Genomic DNA, 16,393 nt, shown 5'->3' on the forward strand with positions numbered 1-16,393 from the left:
AATGAGAATGAGGATGTTACTTCTAAAGCATTATTAAAAAACTTTTTGCATAAAACAGCAAAAGCTACGCAAACGAGATTTTGGAAAATCTTTTTATTTCTAAAGCCTCTATAATTACATAGGATATCTACTTAGATGAGTTGTAATTAGACTTTTGAAATTTATTCACTTTTATTTCCTTTGGCAATAATTTTGTATAATTCTATGTATGTTTCTAAAGGAATATCTTCTGGTCTACAGGATGGATCAATTTGAACTTCCATTAAATATTTTTCCGTATTAGGTATTAACTCCTTTAGATTGTTTTTTATAGTTTTTCTTCTTTTAGAAAAACATATGTGAACAAATTTCATGAAATCTTTTGGATCTATTTCTTCTACATACTTGTACACAGGGTTGAATTTCAATATTACTGAATCTACTTTTGGAATTGGTATGAAATTGTTTTTAGATACATCCATGATTCTTTCAACAGTACAATAAGTCTGAACGAATATACTTAAAGGGCTGTAACTTTTTTTTGATTTTGCCATCAACCGTTGTCCAAACTCTTTTTGAAACATAAAAATTGCGTATTCAAATTTTGGTGATTCTTCAAATATCTTTTCTAATATTTTTGAAGAGATATAATATGGGATGTTTGCTATATATTTCAGTTTTGGAATATCTTTGAATTTAGAAAGGTCTGTGTTTAAGAAATCTTCAAAATGTATTTCTACATTTTTTGAACCTTCAAACCTTTCTTCTAATAGCGGTTTGAGCCTCTCATCAATTTCAAACGTTATTACTTTTTTTGCTTTCCTTGCTATCTCTTCTGTGAGAATTCCATTGCCGGTTCCAATTTCTATTATTACGTCATTTTCATCGATTTCACTTTTTTTTACTATTTCATGAGACACAGTCGAGTTAGACAAAAAATTTTGACCCAACCCTTTTTTTAATCTTATATCGTACTTCTTAAGCCATTCAGAGGTTTTCAAACAAATTTCACCTTTCTTATTTTATCAAAACAGACCAGATACATTAGCGTATGTGTCAAAGCCGGCGTTAATAAAACTCATGAATGTTTGTACCGTACTCATAACTTCTACGATGTTGGTGAGTGTGTTTTTTGGAATATAGATAATATCTTTTGGTTTTACTTCTGGGTTCATCCCGGTTTTTACAGGGGCTGCGTTTATTATTCCAGATAAGTCCAAAGTTACAGGTGGATTTTCCGGACCATCTTTGAATAAGTATACCGTTGTTAATTGAGCTGATTGAGAAGCGTTTCCTGCTTTGAGTATTGCGTCTAGCACTGTCATGCCTGCATTGTATGGGATAATACCGGGTTTTGTTACTTCTCCAAAGACGTAAACAACTTGCTCTTCTGCCGGTGGTACGTAGACTATGGATCCAGGGTTAACAAGTACATTTCTTAGTGATTCAACGTCTTTTATATCCACTTTTATTTCCTCGTTGTTTTTTGTGTAGATGAAGATACTCTCTTGGTTTTTCCAATCGATAGCGGAGCTAGAAAGGATCTCAACCAAGCTCATTGGAACATCTGTTCTTAGACTTTTTGGAGAGATATTTCCCAAAACAGCTATGTATGAACCACTCACTTCTGGTTGAACAACGACGTATGAACCTTTTGGAACTTCCATCATTAAATTATTCAATAATTCTTCAGAATTGATCGTTTTTATAACTTCATTGTTTTGGTAAATTGCTATTGTTCCAGTATCTACTGGGGAGAACCCATTTACAGACGAGAAGACATCTATTAACCTCACATTTTTTTGCTGAATAACTTGTGTTTCTCCTGCCTTGTAGACGATAATTTGGTCTGGAGCAATTCTTGAAATCTCTACAAAGGCCTTGCCTTCGAGTGGAATATTTTTTAAACTGTCAAATTCATTCGCTATTGAAGTTCCGGTTTTTTCACCGATTTGATATCTAACTTGGTAGGATTCATCTAAGTTTAATGGGAGCAGTAGTTCATACAAACTTTCTCCTTGATTGTAGGCCATAACATTAGAGAATTCTCCGAATATATAAGCCATTCTTAATTCTGTGTCGGCTATTATCGTTGAGCCAGAACTTACTAAGACATCTTTCAACATAGTTAAGTTATTCGGATCAACGGTTAAACTTTTTGTACTTCCAGAATTGTCCACGATAACCAAGTTACCCGAAAAATTGTTACTGAAACCACCTGCTAATCCAACTATCTTATCCATCCTTATTTTTTCGTTTGGCAAAAATTCAACCTTTCCAGTTCTGTTGAATGCTCCACTTAGATAAACATAGTTTCTCTTAAGTGTAATTTGAACAAAATCACCTTTTTTTAGCTCAGTATTCGAATTTACGGGTTGGTTGTTTACTCGAACTTCTTCCACATTTTCTTCACTTATACCAACTTTAGTTAAGAGTGTTCTGATGTTCATTCTTTCTTGTTTTTCAAAGTCAACTCTTTGTGAATTTTCTTGTGAACTTAAGTATACATAATTTTCAAATCTGTTTATTATTACTGTATCGCCTGGTTGAAGCAAAAAATCTTCATTGTTGGTTGTTTTCTGTAAAGATAAAGTAGTAGTTTCTCCTTCTCTAACAACTGTTACAGAGTCTTCTACTTCGCTTAGACTAACGTTAAGTAACGTTATTACAGATTTTATTCCCATGCCTTCAAAATAATCTAAAGAAGCTGATCCAAAATCAGAAAAGACGAGAACATTATTCGTGTAGTTGTAAGGAATTATTACTGTGTCGCCTGGTTGTAAGGAATAATCTTCTTTTTTTACTATTTCATCAAATGGGACTTCTTGAATTTTTCCCTCTCGAACAATCATAAGTTCAGTAGGCATCTTGTTAGTAGGTATATTCATGGAAGAGATGACGGTTTTCAACGTCAAACCTTCATAGTAATCTAAAGATGACGTGCCGAAGTCTGAAAAAACAGTGACCTTATTGGTATAGTCGTATGGGAAGAGAACAAAGTAATTTTCATATATATAAGGATCTTCACCAGGTTCTCCACTTTTGATCCATTCGATATTAACTTTTTGTTCCTTTCCATCGGGAGATTTGATCAACGCATAAGAGGAGTTAGTGATATCTTTTATCCCACCAGCTAATCCAATTAGATCTGAAAGTTTAATCTTTTCGTTTTTTATGTTAATGACCCCGTTTATGTTGGTGTTTCCTAAAACCGTTACCGAAAAAGGGGCATACTGGGTGATTCCTACTGTAACTTTATTAGTTTTTATGTAACTTTCCATTTTAGTGGATATCTCGTTTTCAATTTCTTCTAAAGTTCTACCTTCTGCTTTTATTCTGCCAATAGGAGGTACCGTGACGTCTCCTTCTGGCCCCACAATTGCATCGGTTATTGAATATTCAGGATATCCTAAGACCCAAATTCCTAAGATGTCACCCATCCTTACGTTATATGAGAATGTAATAATTGGTAAAGCCAAAAGAATTAAAAGAATGATAATAAAGCTACCTTTTTTCATTTTTTATCCTCCCCACTAAAATTTTTTGTTATATCATTTTTTCTATTAGTTCCAATTCTTGAGAATTGTAACCCGAGATTTTTAAATGACTTACTATCTTTTTTGCAACTTCGTTGTTTCCACTTTTCAACGCGGCTTTTGATTTTATGATCAAAAAGTTTATTTTGTTTTGGCCATCCTGAGGTTCTTTTAAATGTAATATGTCTTCATACTTTTCTATTTCGTATAATGAATGGGCAAGGTAAAGGTTTGTCTCGTCTAAGTCTATGCCTTTTTCTAAAGCAATCTCTAAAAATTTACTAGCTTTTTCGTAATCTTCACTTAGCATATAACAGACCCCAATGTTATGATAGAACATAGGATCTTCAGGAAGTAAAGATATCGCTTTTTTATAATATGAAGCAGCATTTAGATAATTCCCTTTTTCTAACATGGTGTTTGCTTTTTGGTTGTAATAATATGCCAGTTCTTTACTCATTTATATCCCCTTCAGTATAGTAAAAAAGAGTATCAACTAAAGTTTTATCTTCTAATAACAGAGAGACACCGGCTGGATTTATCCCACTGATTATTGGAGGAAATAAGTTGTATTCTATGTAATCAATAGGTTTGTATGAAACTTTCAAATAACTTTTCAGATATTCTTCTTGGCTTTGATCTATAATACCTCCTCCGCTCATGAAGGCAAGGTTTTCTAAGTTAGCGTTTACTTCTTTTCCATTAGTCAGGTGGAATAAAGAACTACTTGAAAGGATAAAAGGTATCGTCTTTTCAGGGGTTAGTTCTGTGTCGATCTCACCATGTGTTAATATCTTCGAATCGGTGTTAATTTGGGGTACATGAACTTGGAAGAGATCGTTAATTTCATATTCATAAGTATCTGATATCGAATAAGTACGATGGTAATTAAAAGGCACTCTACCCCCTGAATCCATTACGTATATATTTTTGGTCAAAAAATCCATTTTTTCGCCTGAGATATCGTTGACATTAATTTTTAGGGTCACTGTTCGATCGTTTTTACTATACTTCAACCCGTACAAATTTAAAATATACAGGTTACTTTCAGTATTTGAATCTATTCTTTCCAAGTAAACTTTGTTATCTTCTAAATCCGAAAGGATAAGCACACCATTTTCAATTTTGACTTTTCCCCTGAATTGACTAGTATTTTTACCATTAAAACTATCATCGATTGGGTTGAGTTCTCCATCTTCTTCTAAAATTTCTATGCCATCTTCAACTGATGAAACTAAGATTTTATTCCAGGGAAGAACATCAAGAGAAATATAAGTTTTATTTGGTAGTTTTGTTGTGTTCACCACTTCATTTTTTAATATATCGAAATTAAAAACTGATAAACTTGCATAATCAATTAAGTATAAATTGTTGTGCCATAAGGCTCCATCGAGAAACGTTATTGAATGATCAAATTTCTTTTGTTGAAGTATCTCACCGTTGTAACCTATGATTTTTATTTCATTGTTGTATGGATCGTATCCGACTAATCTTCCAGCGTTATCGATGTCGTAAATCACAAATGGAAAACCTTCTGTCAAAACTTCTATTTGGTTTTCTATTTCGTTTGTTAATACCGTACTTTCCACCGTTGAATTGGTTTTAATTTCCTTTCTAATGATTGGAGAATAACTTTCAAAGTAGTAAATTCCTTGATCGGTTCCTAAGTAAACTCTATTTAAATGTTCGTCGGCGTTTATAGAATAATATTTTTTGCCTTTGTCCAATCTTATCCAAGTTTCTTCGTAGTTACTTGTTTTAAATATCAAGTGATTTTGAGAATCTAAAACGTACAAATTTGAATTGATGATTTCGCAATCTACTGGATTATAAAATCTTTCAAAAGAATCTTTAACGCCTGCTGTTTGGCTAATTTCAAGAAATACAGGTGTGGCATAGTTGGAAAGTGAAAAATTTTTGATACTGTTTATAAAGTTCAACAATGTATTAGTTTCTTCATTTACTGTAGAGAATAATAAAGAATTTTCCAAGTCTTGAATAGCTTTGTCTATCATTCCTAACTGTAAATCTAATTTAGCTGCATAGTACCAAAGTTTGGGTATATCTGTTATATATATTTCTCCACTCATTGCTTGATTCAATTGAACACGTGCCTCGTATTTTTCCCCTTCAAATAACAACTGGAGACTCTCTGAAAATAGTTCTCTTGATTTTAATTCACTTTCTGATAATTCTTGAGAGAATATCCAAACGTTAGTCAGCAAAAGATAAATAAAAAGGGGGATAAGTGCTTTTTTCATTTAAGCTCTTCTTTCCTTTGTAAGATTTTTATAATGTCTGTTTTATTTTCAGAATTCGATAGTAACCTTTTGATATTCGATCTGTGTTTATACAAACTCAGTAAAAACAAAATAGTGTAGGTAATGCCCATTTTTGTATCCAAGAAATAACCTAAGATAGCGGTTACAAGCAAGCCTAAAAGGGACGATAAAGAAACATATTTGGTGGATAATTCGACGGGTATCCAAACTAACAAAAATATTGCGCCTAATAAGGGGCTCAAAGCAAAGTAACCACCTAATGTCGAAGCGACTCCTTTTCCACCTTTAAACTTTAAAAAGATTGGATAGTCGTGACCTAAAACAAGTACAATTAAAGATAAATAAGGAACCCACGAATCAACACCAAAAATAAGTCTTATTATTAAAATGGGAATGAATGCTTTCAAAAAATCAAGAGTTATTGAAAGGAGTCCCCATTTTGGCCCCAAAGCCCTTAAAACATTGGTTCCTCCAACGTTTCCGCTTCCAGTTTTTCTTATGTCTATCCCCTTACTCCATGGAATCAAGAAGCTGAAAGGAATAGATCCACATAGATAACTGATGATCAAAGCAGCAATGGACATATGTTTTCCTCCCTGAAATAGGATATATAATTTAGTCAAAGTTTAACAACAAATTTTATAATGTTTTTTGCTTGGTTTTTGAAGTTTCTTCATTTTTTCTTGCTTCGAATTTTAGAAATATAGGTGAACCAATGAAAGGATCAATGTAATTTCTTATCATGTTTCTCAAACCTTGTTGATAGTATTTTGGTATGTCGTATGGTAAATTTGAATAGAATACGAAAACAGGAGGTTTAGTCCCAACTTGTGTAGCATAGTAAAATTTAATTCTTTTTCCTTTTTTAATTGGTGGTGGAGTAACCAATGTGTATTTTTCTAAGGCTGCATTCAACGCACTTGTTGGGATTTTTTTGTTTCTTGATTTTTCTACTTCTTTTATAGCGGTTATTAATTCTTGAATCCCCCATCTTTTAGGTGCCGATGTGAAAACTAATGGACTATAATTTACAAAGTAGAGTTCTTTTTCAAAATAGTTAAAAAACTCTTCCTTTCTTTGATGGTTGTTACTAACTAAATCCCACTTATTAAAGGCTATAATTGTTCCCTTTCCTCTTTTTTCTGCAATACCTATGATGCTTTTGTCTTGTTGCGTTATTCCTTCTGTTGAATCAACCACTAAAATTACTACATCTGATTTTTCAATAGCGTTGATTGTTCTTGATATTGAAAACATTTCAATACTTCCATAATGAATGGTACTTTTTTTTCTCATTCCGGCAGTGTCTATAAATCTGAAGGTGTTATCCCCCATTGTAACTAGATGATCAATGGCGTCTCGGGTTGTTCCAGGTATTTCTGAAACGATAGCCCTTTCTGAACCAATTATGCTATTAAAAAGAGAAGATTTCCCAACGTTAGGACGCCCGACGATAGATACTTTTATTTCTTCGCTATCCTTCTCGCTATCAACAGATTCCTCCGAATTTAAGCCAGAAGTTTTTAAAGTATTTGCGATAGTATCCATTAAAGTAAAAATATTTTTGTTATGCTCTGCAGAAACAGGGATTCCTTCACCAAAGCCAAGAGAGTAGATCTCTGGTTTCATCTCAAGCTCGTATTTTTCAAAATTCTCTGCCTTATTAATAACTAAGATAACTTTCGAATTGGTCTTTCTTAAGTAGTCAGCAATGTGATAGTCTTCTGAGGTAAGTCCAATCTTTCCATCGATTACAAATATTACCAAAGATACGTCTTTTAAACTTTCAAAAATTATTTTTTTCTGCCTTTCTTCTATGTTGTCTTCCGGTTGTTCGAATATACCACAAGTATCTACCAATGTAAAAGATATATCGTCCCATTGGATTGTGGAGGAAACGTTATCCCGCGTTACACCAGGCATATCGTGAACTATTGATTTTCTTTCACCAATCATTCTGTTAAATAATGTTGATTTTCCCACATTGGGTTTTCCAATTATGAGAACCGTCGGTTTTTCCAAGTTATTCCACCTCTTGTTTTTTACTGAAGCATTTTACTCTTCATTCATTTCTTTAATTACTTTTAGCGCCTCTTCTTTTTCTCTTTCTTCTTGCAGATGCGATATACTTATAATCATGTTCCCTCTTTTAAATTCATTTTCAAGTCCAATCTCTAAAACTTTTGCTTCTATTTGATCACCGATACTATATGTTTCCTCGAGACTTTTTGAATTTGTGGAAGCCTTGCTTGCGGGTAGATAAGCCTCTACTTCGTAACCATCAATGAGGACTATTGCTCCTTTATCTAAAAAACGAATTATTTTTCCTTTAACAGTATCACCTGGTTTTATCTCTTTTGAAGCCTTTTTCCAAGGATTTTCTTTTGTTTCTCTAACTGATAGTCTCATCCTTTTGTTATCTTTGTCTATTTTTATTATTTTTACTTTAATCTTTTGTTTTTCATTAAGCACTGTTGAAATATCGTCGACAAAATCCCATGAAAGTTCTGAAACATGTAAAAATCCAGTGATTCCTTGATCCAGTTTTATAATCGCTCCGTTATTTAGGACCTTTTCTACAGTACCTGTAACAATGTTTCCTTCGTAGTATTTTTCTTCTATGTTTTCCCATGGATCTCCTGAAACTTGTTTGTAGCTTAGATTAATCTTTTTATTCTCTTTGTCTAAATTCAATATTTTGACTTGAACATTGTCTCCAACATTTACTAAGTCGCTTATCCTACCTTTCCTGCCCCAGAATATTTCTGTTTCATGGACCAAACCCTCCAGACCTTCTTCAATCTTAACGGTAAAACCAAAAGGTAATATATTAGTTACAGTACCTTGAACAATACTTCCTATAGGATATTTTTCATCCACTGTTTTCCAGGGATTTTCTTTCAAGCGTTTAAGAGATAGTGAAATTCTTTTTTTCTCTCTGTCCAATTTTATTATCAGCGCTTTAACTTTTTGACCCACTTTTAGATAATCTTTTATAGAGATCTTTTCGTCCCAGCTAACCTCGCTTGCTGGTATGAGACCATTCAAATGATCATTCAATCTTACAAAGGCACCAAAGTTTTTTATATCCTCTACCACACCGTCAATTACCATTCCTTCCTCGTATTCATTGAAAGTTTGATTAATTTTTTCTTCTGCGTAATCTTTTATCGATACGACTATGTTTTTTCCATTTTTAGAAATAACTTTAGCCATTTTTTCTCCTTCAGGTAAATCATCTTTAGGGCTTAATAAAGATAACGAACCAGGAAGAAAAGCACCGATAAGTCCTTCAATCAATACGCTGTAGCCTTTCTTGAGCCTATTTTTAAAAATAATCGGATAATTTCCTCCTTCTTTTATTTTATTCATAGTTCCATTCCAAACGGCCCTTTTTTCGGAGGCAAAGTTTAAACCTTCTGCATCATTTGTTTTTGTTATTTCTACTAGTATCTTTTGATCTACTTGATATTCTTGGAGAGGTTTTATGAGTTCTACTTGACTTACAAACACATCTCCTGTGGCACCTTCTAAAGCAACCCATATACCATCGCTATTTATTTCAAATACCTTTCCTTCTATTATTTTTCCTTTTTTTACCTCGTTTATCTCTTGTTCGTTCAAAAGTTTTTCAAATGTTTTTTCCTCCATCATGAAAAATCCTCCTTCTTTTGGCTTAGATACTCCAACACTTTATTTAATTCTGATGTTGGTGTGGATGAACCAGTAACTATTCCTATTTTGTCTTGTGGAGAGATAGTTATTTCTTTAAGTTCTTCACCAGATTCAATATGGTATGTCCTTTTACAATATTTTTTTGAAATACGGTATAATTTTTGAGTATTTGAACTGTTTTTTCCGCCTAGAACTAGCATCAATGTGCTTTTTTGAGAAAGTTCTAGTGTCTCTTTTTCCCTTAGGATAGTTTCAGAACATATAGTATCTCTTATCAACACCTCCGTAAAAGAATTAATAGTTAAAATACTGGTTATAAAATTTTTGTACTCTTCTTCGCCCATGGTTGTTTGAGATACTATCAATACTTTTTTTTGAGGTATTGTCACTGGAGAAAGTGTTATTAGCAATTTACTCTCATCTACATTCCCTTTTAGCCCAAGTATCTCAGGATGGTCAGGTTTTCCATACACGACTACAAAAAATCCTTCTTTTTGCTTGTTACCTACGTATTTTACTAAATTTGTGACTATTGGGCAAGTCATGTCTATAACTTTAGAGAATCGTTCTTCTAAAAGATCTTTCTCAGCCTTTGAAATACCATGGGCTCTGATGATTACCGTTTCGTTTATGGAATCTTCGGGTATCTCATCCAATCCTTTTATAGTTATTGCACCTGATTTGTTTAACTCTTCTATTACCTTTTTATTGTGTACTAACTCACCATAAATATAAATCTTATTTTTGTTAACTAAGGAATTTTTAACTTCATTGTACGCTTTTTGAACGCCTGAGCAAAAACCAGTTCTTTTTGCTACATTAATTTCCATAAATACCTCTCTCTTCGATAATTTTTAATATTTTTTGAAGGACTTCTTCTATGGACAGATTAGTAGTATCTATAATTATTGCATCTTGAGCTGGTTTTAATGGAGCTATAGAACGATTTGAATCGTTGTAATCCCTATTTTTTATTTCTTCCAATATTTCAGTAAAAGAAATATTGGGTTTTTTCCCCTTTTCTTCACTCCATCTTCTTTTAGCTCTTTCTTCTATAGAGGCGGTTAGATATATTTTAATATCACTATCGGGCAGAACTACGGTTCCTATATCTCTTCCATCAACCACTATACTGTCTTTTTCGGCAATCTTTTTAATTATCTCATTAACTTTTTCTCTAATAATATTATTACGAGAGTATAGAGAAGCTAAATCACCGATTTTTGAGTCTTTAATGCAGATAGTAACATCTTTTTCGTCTAAAAAATAACGGTTGTTTTTTATTTCAATGTTAAGTTTTTCTAAAATATTTTCTATATTTTTTGAATCTTGTGGGTCCACTTTTTGTTCGTTTAGGTAATAACCAATGATTCTGTACAAAGCCCCACTATTTAGATAATTTATTTTTAGTATTTCTGCTAGTTTTTGTGCAATTGTAGATTTGCCTGATCCTGCCGGCCCATCTATTGCAATCTTTATTTTTTTAGCTTTTTGAGTCATTTTTCATCTCACTCTCGTTTGATTTTTTCAAAGCGAGGTGTAATTCTTCCAATTGTTTCTCACTAACTTCTGATGGAGCATTGGTCATAGGATCTGTTCCAGAAGCTGTTTTTGGGAATGCAATGACCTCTTTTATTGAATCTTCTCCTACCAGTATGCTTACCAATCTATCCATTCCGATTGCTATGCCTCCGTGAGGTGGAGCACCGTATTTGAAAGCCTCTAATAAGAATCCAAATTTCTCTTGTGCCTCTTCTTTGCTCAAACCTAAAATATCGAATACCTTTTGTTGTATATCTTGTTTGTGTATCCTTATGCTGCCGCTTGCAATCTCATAACCGTTTATTACAAGATCGTAAGATTGAGATTTGATTTTTAAAGGGTCTGTATTATCATATTTAGCTAAATCATCTAAATTGGGCATAGTAAAGGGGTGATGTTCGGCTACTATTCTCTGTTCTTCTTCATTCCAAGAAAACATTGGAAAATCAGTGACCCAAATTATGCTGAACCCGGATTCTTTTTCAAACTCTTCTTTGATCATTTTTATTCTCAATTGTCCTAAAATCTTATCTATTTTGTCTGCTTCTTCCAAAATAGCTAATAAAACGTCACCTTCTTTCATTATACCACGTTCTACTAAGATATTAATCTCTTTGGCTGCGGCTTTTTTTATATTTGATCTTATTTCTTTGTCATTAGCTATCCAAATTAATCCGGTACTGCCTTGTTCTTTAGCAAACTCTGTAAGATCATCGAATTTTTTTCTTGAAAAATTGTTAGACCTTTCAGGGACAATAAATCCTTTTAATATTAGGCCTTTATCTATCCCGTTTTTTATAAAATTAGTTTCGGTATTTTTAAAATAAGTTGTTAAGTCTATAAATTCCATACCATAACGTAAATCAGGTTTGTCTGAACCGTATTTTTTTATTACTTCATCATAGGTATATTTTTGAAATGGGATCTCTAATCCATTGTAATTTAGAGACTTTTCGAATATTTCTTTGATTAATTTTTCTGTTAATGCAAATATATCTTCTTTTTCAACAAAGGACTGTTCTATGTCAATTTGTGTGAATTCGGGTTGCCTATCAGCCCTAAAATCCTCATCTCTGAAACAACGAGCTATTTGAAAATATTTATCAAAACCTGATACCATCAGCAGCTGTTTGAAAAGTTGAGGAGATTGAGGTAAGGCGTAAAAATTGCCAGGTTTTAATCTCGAAGGAACCAGAAAATCGCGTGCCCCTTCTGGTGTTGATTTTGTTAAGTAAGGGGTCTCAATTTCCAGGAAGCCTTCAGCGCTTAGGGTATCTCTAGTGATTTTCATAACCTTGTGTCTCAGGATTAGATTCCGTTGCATCCGTTCTTTTCTGAGGTCTAAGTATCTGTACTTTAGCCTCAAATTTTCAGAAATATCTTCTTCTATGTTTACGTATATTGGTGGCGTTTCAGATTCAGAAAGAATTTCTAAATTTGTTGCAAGTATTTCAACACCCCCGGTAAACATATTTGAATTTCTGTCTTTTTCAGGACGTAGTCTAACTTTTCCTTGGATAGAAACAACATATTCATTTTTTAATTTCAAGGCTTTTTGATAAAGCGCATTGTTATCGCTTGAATCGAAAACCGCCTGAGTTTTACCGTATCTATCTCTTATCAAAACAAAGATTATTCCTCCTAAATCACGAATCCTATCTACCCACCCGTTTAAAATAACGATCTTATCTATATCGTTTTCGTTTAATTCTCCACAAGTATGAGTTCTTTTTTGAAACAAAAATAACACCTCCAATGTTTTTTCATCTTATTTTACCATAAAAATTTTAAAAAGACTCGTGTTTTCAAACACGAGATTAATAAAGATATGATATCATTTGTTTGCAGTATTGTGCAAGCGAAGATCTTTTATAAGAAGAGATTTTTGTTTTCAGGGAGTTTGAGGGGGGTTACCCCCAATCACAGAATTGTGTGATTCAGAATTTTAAGATTTAGAGAAGTTTCTTGTTTGTTGGGGAGTTTGAGGGGGGTTACCCCCAATCACAGAATTGTGTGATTCAGAATTTTAAGATTTAGAGAAGTTTCTTGTTTGTTGGGGAGTTTGAGGGGGGTCACCCCCTCAAAGATTCGAATTATGATCTAACCAATCTTTTTCAAGGACATCTAATATAATCAAATGAGGAAATTAGATTAATTCGTTGTGTATGGTATAATTATATCATACACATTATACCCACTTCAGAAGTAGATAAAAGCGATGATTAATGAAAGGGGACACCCCGAAACGGGTTCAAGGAAAACAAGGCAAGAAGAAAAAGAAATAAAATATTAGATAATTATCCAAAATGCTCTTTGAAAATCGAGATAATTCTTAAAAAAATTGAAAAGTAATTATAATCGAGGCATTTTTTGGGAAAAATAGAGATGAAAGAAGTACAGTTAATGAATAACCGTTCATTTGGGAAGTATTGAAAAAGATTTAAACCTTCTTAAAGAAACAAGCTAAGAAGTTAAATCCACTAAGATCCAAATACTTAACAACCTTTTCCATAAGGACGAAAGAATAATTCTTGTTATTGACAGAAGCAGGTGAAACCATCGGTGTTTCGCAACGGTCGTTGAATTAGGAAGCTCTCCTCATTAGAGTTGAGTAGTTCACCATCTTTTGTGGTAAAATAAAATCGATATCAGCAAAAATACTTAAAATTCTTGTTTTCCACTTTAAAAATAAGTTTTTGATTTTACAAGGTTTACTTGGACACGGCTATCCTTCATCATAGATAGCTGCCGGAAGGACAAAGGCACTGTTGTAAAATAGAGCGATGTTTTTGTATTAACTGAAATTACCAAAATCAATTCTATGATGTAAATTAGATTGTATTAGAAATCAAGAAACAAAGGAGATGATAGAACATGAAAATGTTTACCATTGATAAAAATGGAAACTTAATTCTATATAAAGAACAACTTTACAAAGATTCCAATTTAGAAAAAGATTTAGAAGTTTTGCTTGAAAATAGTCCTGAATACTTTTTTGAAGAAAGCAATGTTCTTATAATTGGTCGTCAGGTTATTACCAATTTAAATAGTATTATAGATTTGTTAGGTATTGATAAAAATGGGAATACCGTGGTGATTGAGTTAAAAAGGGACAAAACACCGCGGGAGACAATTGCTCAGCTATTAGAATACGCTTCCTTTATTGAGAACTTAGATTATTCACAGTTAAATGAAATTTATCGAGACTATTCTGGTGAAGAAATTAGTTTAGAAGATTATCACCGAGCGTATTTCCAAAACGAAACAGATGAAAAAGTTTCATTTAATAAATCAACAAAATTAGTAATAGTTGCTCAGGAAATTTCAAAAGAAATTCGGCAAACCGCCTTATTTTTAAGAAAAAAAGGTATTGATATTTATTGTATGGAGTTTAAGTATTTCGAGACCGAGTTTGGAGAAAGGATAATCTCAAGCGATATTGTTGTTGGTCAAGAAGAATTTATACGTCAAAAAATTTATTCCTCCTCACTTCCAAAGGTTAATAAGCAAAAATTCTTAAATTTATTGGATAATAACGGAACGGAAGTCTTTCAGAAGATATTTGAATTCGCAGAACAAAAAGGCTTAATGATCAGATGGGGGTCCAAGGGTTTTTCTTTAAATGTTGAATTGACGAGTGGTTCTGTTGGTCTATTTTACGGGTTCCCCCCCAGTTCTGCATTCAATCAGAGTATTTATACGGTATTTGGAGATATTACAAAAAAGGTTAACCATCCGGAAAATATTATTACATCTTACAAAAAAAGTCTTGAAAACCTCGGTTACTTTCAAGATGCAAAATCAAATCTAAAATGGGTGATCGATAAGGCCTATTCAGTAGACGAAGTCAATCAGTTTCTTGACATTATAGAGCAGGTAATTTCAGAGATAAAGAAAGAAGGTTTGAAATAAAAGGGTACTGATCAAATAACATAATATATACTTTTATACTTTGCCCCGCAATAGGTATATGCCCCATGGACATTTTCTTTGATAAGATCGTATATGGTGAAAAAGTTATACGCATTCGGACTTTGGCGAATAAAAGATCTTTACTTCAAAAAATAGGTAAAAACTGTAACAAGGGTTACTCTTGAGGTAAATGTATAATATTTAAGGTATTAAAAGTTAGTTACAATGCGTGTTTTAAAGTTTCTAAAAGGACTAAATACACATTATATCAGGAGAATTAAAATGCTAATAACATACAGGTTTAGGTTGTACCCAACTAACGAACAAATACATAAACTTAACGAACACTTTGGACATGCTAGGTTTGTATACAACCTTTTCTTAGAATTTGCTAACAATGCATATAAGAATACTAAAACGTTAACTAATTACTATATGTGGTGTAAAGTATTAGCAACTCTTAAAAAAACCGAGAAATATCAATGGCTAAACGATGCCAATTCTCAATCTTTACAACAGTCCATAAAGAACTTAGAAACTGGATTCAAACGTTTCTTCAAGAAACAAAGTAAATACCCCAAATTTAAGAAAAAATCAAGTAGACAATCTTTTAGAGTTCCTCAACATATACAACTGTATGAAAATGAAAATAACGATAAATACGGTATTCTATTTGTACCAAAGTTTAAAGAAGGTATAAAAGTAAGAGTACATAGAAAAATAGATCCAAATGCAAAGATAAAAAATTGTACTTTCATTAAAACTTCAACAGGTAAGTACTTTGTGTCTATAACCTTTGAAGTCGAAGGTTCTTACCTTGAAAGAGATATAGACTACGAAAACGCAATCGGTATGGATATGGGACTTAAAGATTTTGTTGTATTATCCGATGGAACGAAGTATCCAGCTCTTAAAGTATTGTCTAAGTACGAAAGGAAACTAAAACATGCATATAAAAAGTTTTCAAGTAAAGAAAAAGGGTCAAAGAATTGGGACAAAGCAAAATTAGAAGTTGCTAGAATACATGAGAAAATAAAAAATACACGAGAGGATTTTCTGCATAAACTAACAAAAGAAATCAGTGAGAACCAAGCTGATCTCTTTGTTGTAGAAACTCTCAATATAAGAGGCATGTTAAAGAATCACCACTTAGCTAAAAGTATCTCAGATTCAGGATGGTATCAATTCAAAACGTTCCTAAAATACAAAGCAGAGAGATTAGGTAAAAAGGTAATCGAAATAGGAATGTTTGAACCTTCGTCTAAGACTTGTAGTGTATGTGGGTATAAGAATGAAGGTTTAAAACTTTCTGATAGAGAATGGGTATGTCCTGAATGTGGAACTAAACATGATAGAGATATAAATGCTGCTGTTAACATTAGGCAGTTTGGGTTAAAACAGGCATTCGTTATATAGCCCTACGGCAGATAAGGAAACAGCTAGTCACTGTATAAACAGACTCTACCC

Annotated in this window: 12 protein-coding genes; 2 read left to right on the forward strand and 10 right to left on the reverse strand. The window is 32.7% G+C overall.

Going from position 1 to position 16,393, the window contains the following annotated elements:
• Nucleotides 1-161 precede the first annotated feature (161 nt).
• The 10 genes from rsmA to aspS are packed head-to-tail and all read right to left on the reverse strand — an operon-like array spanning nucleotide 162 to nucleotide 12,755.
• Nucleotides 162-980: a 16S rRNA (adenine(1518)-N(6)/adenine(1519)-N(6))-dimethyltransferase RsmA gene (gene rsmA / locus X925_RS07710; protein ID WP_121959628.1), complete on the reverse strand. Its 819-nt coding sequence runs from the start codon at nucleotides 978-980 to the stop codon at nucleotides 162-164.
• A gap of 24 nt (nucleotides 981-1,004) precedes the next feature.
• Nucleotides 1,005-3,497, reverse strand: coding sequence for a polysaccharide biosynthesis/export family protein (locus tag X925_RS07715; RefSeq protein WP_121959629.1), 2,493 nt, complete (start codon nucleotides 3,495-3,497; stop codon nucleotides 1,005-1,007).
• 28 nt (nucleotides 3,498-3,525) lie between these two features.
• Nucleotides 3,526-3,975, reverse strand: a complete 450-nt coding sequence (locus X925_RS07720) for a tetratricopeptide repeat protein (protein WP_012209405.1) — start codon at nucleotides 3,973-3,975, stop codon at nucleotides 3,526-3,528.
• Nucleotides 3,968-5,776 (reverse strand): hypothetical protein, encoded by a 1,809-nt coding sequence (locus X925_RS07725; RefSeq protein ID WP_121959630.1) that lies wholly within the window; start codon nucleotides 5,774-5,776, stop codon nucleotides 3,968-3,970. The genes X925_RS07720 and X925_RS07725 overlap by 8 nt, the downstream gene beginning before the upstream one ends.
• Nucleotides 5,773-6,381, reverse strand: coding sequence for a glycerol-3-phosphate 1-O-acyltransferase PlsY (gene plsY, locus X925_RS07730; protein ID WP_121959631.1), 609 nt, complete (start codon nucleotides 6,379-6,381; stop codon nucleotides 5,773-5,775). Before plsY ends, X925_RS07725 begins: the two co-directional genes overlap by 4 nt.
• A 55-nt stretch (nucleotides 6,382-6,436) precedes the next feature.
• On the reverse strand, nucleotides 6,437-7,819 hold the full coding sequence (gene der / locus X925_RS07735; RefSeq protein WP_121959632.1) for a ribosome biogenesis GTPase Der: 1,383 nt from the start codon (nucleotides 7,817-7,819) through the stop codon (nucleotides 6,437-6,439).
• Nucleotides 7,820-7,852: 33 nt separating this feature from the next.
• Entirely contained in the window at nucleotides 7,853-9,451 is a 1,599-nt protein-coding gene (locus X925_RS07740; RefSeq protein WP_121959633.1) for a S1 RNA-binding domain-containing protein, read from the reverse strand.
• Entirely contained in the window at nucleotides 9,448-10,302 is an 855-nt protein-coding gene (gene ispH / locus X925_RS07745) for a 4-hydroxy-3-methylbut-2-enyl diphosphate reductase (protein WP_121959634.1), read from the reverse strand. Before ispH ends, X925_RS07740 begins: the two co-directional genes overlap by 4 nt.
• Complete coding sequence (gene cmk, locus X925_RS07750; protein WP_121959635.1) at nucleotides 10,292-10,972, reverse strand: (d)CMP kinase; 681 nt, start codon at nucleotides 10,970-10,972, stop codon at nucleotides 10,292-10,294. Before cmk ends, ispH begins: the two co-directional genes overlap by 11 nt.
• Complete coding sequence (gene aspS, locus X925_RS07755; protein WP_121959636.1) at nucleotides 10,956-12,755, reverse strand: aspartate--tRNA ligase; 1,800 nt, start codon at nucleotides 12,753-12,755, stop codon at nucleotides 10,956-10,958. The genes cmk and aspS overlap by 17 nt, the downstream gene beginning before the upstream one ends.
• 1,133 nt (nucleotides 12,756-13,888) lie before the next feature.
• Between aspS and X925_RS07760 the strand changes: the two genes are divergently transcribed.
• Entirely contained in the window at nucleotides 13,889-14,926 is a 1,038-nt protein-coding gene (locus tag X925_RS07760; protein WP_012209413.1) for an endonuclease NucS domain-containing protein, read from the forward strand.
• A 282-nt stretch (nucleotides 14,927-15,208) separates the two neighbouring features.
• A complete protein-coding gene (locus X925_RS07765) occupies nucleotides 15,209-16,342 on the forward strand; it encodes an RNA-guided endonuclease TnpB family protein (RefSeq protein WP_012209414.1) in 1,134 nt (377 codons plus the stop codon).
• Nucleotides 16,343-16,393: the final 51 nt, after the last annotated feature.

The sequence above is a fragment of the Petrotoga sp. 9T1HF07.CasAA.8.2 genome (genome assembly GCF_002895585.1).
Taxonomy (GTDB): Bacteria; Thermotogota; Thermotogae; order Petrotogales; family Petrotogaceae; genus Petrotoga; species Petrotoga mobilis.